The 4538-nt window shown below is 41.1% G+C and carries 2 protein-coding genes, 1 tRNA gene and 3 pseudogenes; 1 reads left to right on the top strand and 5 read right to left on the bottom strand.

The features are described from left to right. Positions 1 to 143: 143 nt before the first annotated feature. From eno to IM515_RS11730, 5 genes and pseudogenes are all read right to left on the bottom strand, one after another. Positions 144 to 1433: a phosphopyruvate hydratase gene (eno, locus tag IM515_RS11710; protein WP_287629066.1), complete on the bottom strand. Its 1290-nt coding sequence runs from the start codon at positions 1431 to 1433 to the stop codon at positions 144 to 146. 178 nt (positions 1434 to 1611) lie between these two features. Continuing rightward, positions 1612 to 2850 carry an RNA-guided endonuclease InsQ/TnpB family protein gene (locus IM515_RS11715; protein ID WP_287629065.1) on the bottom strand — a complete coding sequence of 413 codons (1239 nt, stop codon included), beginning with the start codon at positions 2848 to 2850 and terminating at the stop codon, positions 1612 to 1614. Then, positions 2822 to 3420 (bottom strand): annotated as a pseudogene (locus IM515_RS11720) (IS607 family transposase). Before IM515_RS11720 ends, IM515_RS11715 begins: the two are co-directional and overlap by 29 nt. A 272-nt stretch (positions 3421 to 3692) precedes the next feature. Next, positions 3693 to 3842 (bottom strand): annotated as a pseudogene (locus IM515_RS11725) (ribose-5-phosphate isomerase A); the annotation flags it as partial. Positions 3843 to 4027: 185 nt separating this feature from the next. Beyond that, a tRNA-Thr gene (locus IM515_RS11730) sits at positions 4028 to 4099 on the bottom strand. A gap of 205 nt (positions 4100 to 4304) precedes the next feature. On the opposite strand from IM515_RS11730, the pseudogene IM515_RS11735 reads away from it, so the two are divergent. Then, a pseudogene (locus tag IM515_RS11735) lies at positions 4305 to 4538 on the top strand (helix-turn-helix domain-containing protein); the annotation flags it as partial.

The following is a 4538-nucleotide window of genomic DNA, read 5'->3' on the forward strand; positions in this document are numbered from 1 at the left end:
GAAATGGGGCGAAAGTCTGTGGACTCTGTGTAAGACAGTACATGGTTTTTTAACTGTGGTATGCGACGGTGGTGGAAGCAGAAACTTAAATCGTGAGGTTTAGGAATCGCCGCACTTTTAGGGCGGCGAGGATGTCAAATAAGCTACTTTCCCTTGAAGTTCGTCCACCCTGCATAACGAGCGCGAGTGCCAAGTTCTTCTTCAATGCGGAGCAACTGATTGTATTTGGCTAACCGTTCGCCCCGACAGGGCGCACCTGTTTTTAGTTGGGCCGCGCTTGTCGCAACGGACAAATCGGCAATAAAATCATCGGGAGTTTCCCCGGAGCGGTGGCTGATATAGATGGTATAACCACCGGAGCGCGCTGTTTTGATCGCTTCTAATGTTTCGGTGACAGACCCAATCTGATTAACTTTAATCAAAGAGGCATTGCCTACACCTTTGTTGATCGCTTCCTGAATAATTTTGGGATTGGTACAAAAGATGTCATCACCCACTAATTGAACACGATCGCCTAACCGCTCGGTCAATTCTTGCCAACCTTCCCAGTCCTTTTCTCCCAAACCATCTTCTAAGGAGATAATCGGGTATTGGTCGATCCAGCTTTCCCATAGATCGATCATATCTGAGGAAGATTTACGGCTCTTGTCAGATTTAAAAAATTCGTATTGCCCTCCTTCTCGCCATAGTTCACTGGTTGCTGGATCGAGAGCGATCGCCAATTCCTCGCCAGATTGGTATCCTGCCTTGTCAATTCCTTCTAGAATTAGCTCGATGGCTTCTACATTGGACTTGAGGTCAGGGGCAAAGCCGCCTTCATCGCCGACCCCTGTACTATAACCTTTTTGTTTCAAAATTGATTTCAGGGCGTGGTAAACCTCTGCCCCCATGCGCAACGCTTCAGCAAAGGTGGTTGCACCGACGGGAACTAGCTTGTATTCCTGAAAATCAACGCTGTTATCGGCGTGAACTCCACCATTGAGAATGTTAAAGCAGGGAGTTGGCAGTAGAGTCGCCTCAGTGCTGCCGAGGTATTGATAAAGGGGTTGACCCTTAGAAATTGCTGCCGCCCTGGCCACCGCCATTGAAACTCCCAGAATGGCATTAGCGCCCAAGTTCGACTTAAATTCAGTGCCGTCTAACTCTAGCATTTTCTGATCGACGGCACTTTGGTCAGTGGCATCCATTCCCTTGAGGGCAGCAGCGATCGCACCATTGACGTTGGCCACCGCTTTGAGAACGCCCTTGCCACCGTAGTGAGTAGGATCGCCATCCCGTAATTCCAGCGCTTCCCCACTCCCCGTAGATGCTCCAGAAGGTACTGCCGCTCGACCCTTGCTGTTGTCTGCCAAAATGACATCGACTTCAACCGTCGGATTGCCGCGAGAGTCGAGAATTTCTCGGGCATGAATGGTTTGAATGCTTGTGTTCATCGGTTTTACTCCTATTTGATTAGAATATTCAAGGGCATCTAGTCTGCCCCCAGAGAGACCCCCAGACAAAATAGCTCTGTGGGCTTTTGTCGCTTGTCATGGATTCGATGATTCTGATGCTACCCCATCAAAATAGGGTTGTCCAACAATCCAAGCACTTTCCTTTGTTATATAGTTACTAATTCTGTACGCAAATATTGCATCTAGAATTAGCTTTGTACGCTTTGACCCGTACTGGGTTAACTACGAACCTCTCTATCGGATTCCCGCTAAAGGCGGCCTCTCCGACTACCTTTCTTCCAATATTTAAGGAACCATTAATATCTGCTCCATAGAAATAACCCGACGAGCTTCTGAATAGTCCTCTTTTAATTCTCTTGCCTAAATAGCTTTTTTGCTTTTGAATAGACTCTAAGTCCAAGAAACTACATTTAGAGGTATAGCTTTCATTAGTTGTTTTGACCTCTATTCCTACTAAATTTGCTTTATAGGTAAGTTGTTCGATAAACCTTGAATGAGGAATATTTACGAATGACTGGTTATTTCTATCTCCAATATTAAGGTTTTGTTTCCAGCCTTGATTATGACCAATAACTAAAAGGTTAATTTGATGAGCTAGTAATTTATCAATAATATATTTACTAGCGGTGTGGAGGTAATAATCCACCTGGCAATTACGCTTTAAAGTTAAACCTTGTATTCTTTTACTGGTCTTCTGGAGACTGGGTAATTCCGATTTGAGTTTAGCTAGTGTCTTGTTGTACTTTTGATTGCAGGATTTTAAGGCTTTTCCACATACTAAAGTTGGCTGAAATTCGGGAATATTAGAGGTAACAGCAGCTAGGTTATTTAAGCCTAAATCGATAAAAGCATATCTTTCTCCCTCTTGACTTGATGAGGAGGGTTGTTCATAGACAATCTCTAAACAATAAGCACCCAATTTAGGAATAATCCTGACCTCTAAGACTTCCTTTAAATTAGTTTTAAATTCTAAATTAGTCCCTGATAGCTTGATTAAACCTTGCTTCAACGCTTTTTTAGAAATGGCTTGATAGTTATAAGTTAAAACGTTTCTACCTTTTTCCTTGTCTTTGTATCTTGGCAACTTAGGCTCTCCTGTAAATTTATCTGGCGATTTTTTGTATTGTTCTTTCGCTTTTTGGTAAGATTTAAAGGTTTTTTCTACTTGCTTTAATACTAACTGACTTACTTTGGCGGGTAAGGCTTGATAATCTGGACTCATTTTTAAGGCATGATGTAACTCAGTCATTGTTAAAAATGGTTGATGTGAAAAGAAAACTTGACGGTTTAAATAAACAGCACAATTATACAGATTCTTCGATAAAAATCCTAATTTATCAATTACTGAATAATTTTTGTGATTAAATTTAATTAGATGTTTTTGAACTAATTTCATCATTCTCCTCAAGGCATTTAATTAAACATTCTGTCTTTCTATTTCGTCGTCTTAATGAGTATAATCGAGCGCAAAATGAGGTAATTATGCTCACGAAGTCTTGCCTTAAATCGTCTTTTCTTTCTTCTGCTAGATTAACGACCTCTATATCTCTATTTGTTTGAGTTAAAAGAACTTTCAGATAATTAAACCCTACTCTGCTTAAACGATCTTTATGTTCTACGACAATCAAATTATAATCAGTTTGTTCTAGAAGTTTTAATAATAGCTTTCGATGCTCATTGACTCCACTTCCTACTTCTTTAACTACTCGAACAATTTGATAGCCTTTCGCCCTACAATAAGCTTCCAATCTTTTTGCCTGAGTCTCTAAGTTAGATTGATTTTCTGAACTAGAAACTCGCGCATAAATAAAATAGCTACTTTATTTTCACCGCAAGAACGGTCATCTTCAAAAATAATAATTGTTCCTGTAGGAAGACGTTCTCCTTGTAACTGCCCTCGATTCCACATTCTCCAAGCAGTGTCATAACTGATCCCTTTTTTCTTAGCATAATCTGATAGTTTCATGTGAACTGCAATGTAAACTTGCACTAATCATATTAGCAGTTGTTTGCAGTCATTTGCATATATTTTTTACAAAACTTTACAATACCAGTTTTATTATGTTAAGTTTAAGGACAACCATAGATTAAGACCGTTTGTTTGGCTAAACTCTTGCCATATTTGCTAGTGCAAAGGGACTTTATCCACGGGAGTTCCGTCCATCTCAAATAAAACGGGCGCAAAAGCGCAGTCGCTCTTCATGTTATTTTCCGAGAAAATGGGATTAATTCAGATCATTAAAACTCCCGGACTAGAGGCTGTCCATCTTGTAACTCTCCGACAATCACCAAGTCAGCCAGTCCCACGAATAAGCCATTGTTCAAGACTCCCGGAATGTTATTAATGGTTTTTTCCAGTTCTGCCAAATCATGAAGGGAATCAAATTGAAATTTTTTATTAATAAATATTTTACACAATTCATACCAGGTAAGCAAGAGGGCTACGCCACTACTACCAAATCATTACCAACTGACCCAACAGTGACCAAAAAAGACCGACAGAATCAGTAGGCCTTGCTGCGACCCAAGCCACCAAAGCCTTGTAGGGACTGAAAACAGTTGGTTTTCCGAGAAGCTGGTGATGGGATTTGAACCCGCGACCGGCTGATTACAAATCAGCTGCTCTACCACTGAGCTACACCAGCATTTTTGACCAACCTATTGTAACACAAATAGGGCTTGCTGAAAAAGTTTTTCCCGCGGGCAGGGTGTGGGGTTTTAAGCTAAGACGCATTTTAACCGTCTGTCCCCGTCGCTCATCGAAAATTTGGGTCTGAAACCCCGTCGTTCTAGGTTGGCTTTACTGTTCAATACTAGCGCATTTACACGATATATTCTAGAATGCGAGATATGGAAAAAGCCTATTCTTACTGATTTTACCCCACACCCGAACAAGAGTCGCTATTGCGGCGCACATTGGGCTGTGTAAGATTAGTTTACAACAAAGCTCTCCATGTCAGAACACAAGCTTGGTATGAAAAGCAAGAAAGAGTAGGATATACTGAAACGTCTTCAATGCTAACCGAGTGGAAAAAGCAAGAAGAATTAGAGTTTTTAAACGAAGTTAGCTGTGTACCTTTACAA

It is taken from the genome of Microcystis sp. M44BS1, from assembly GCF_020244875.1.
Taxonomy (GTDB): domain Bacteria; phylum Cyanobacteriota; class Cyanobacteriia; order Cyanobacteriales; family Microcystaceae; genus Microcystis; species Microcystis panniformis.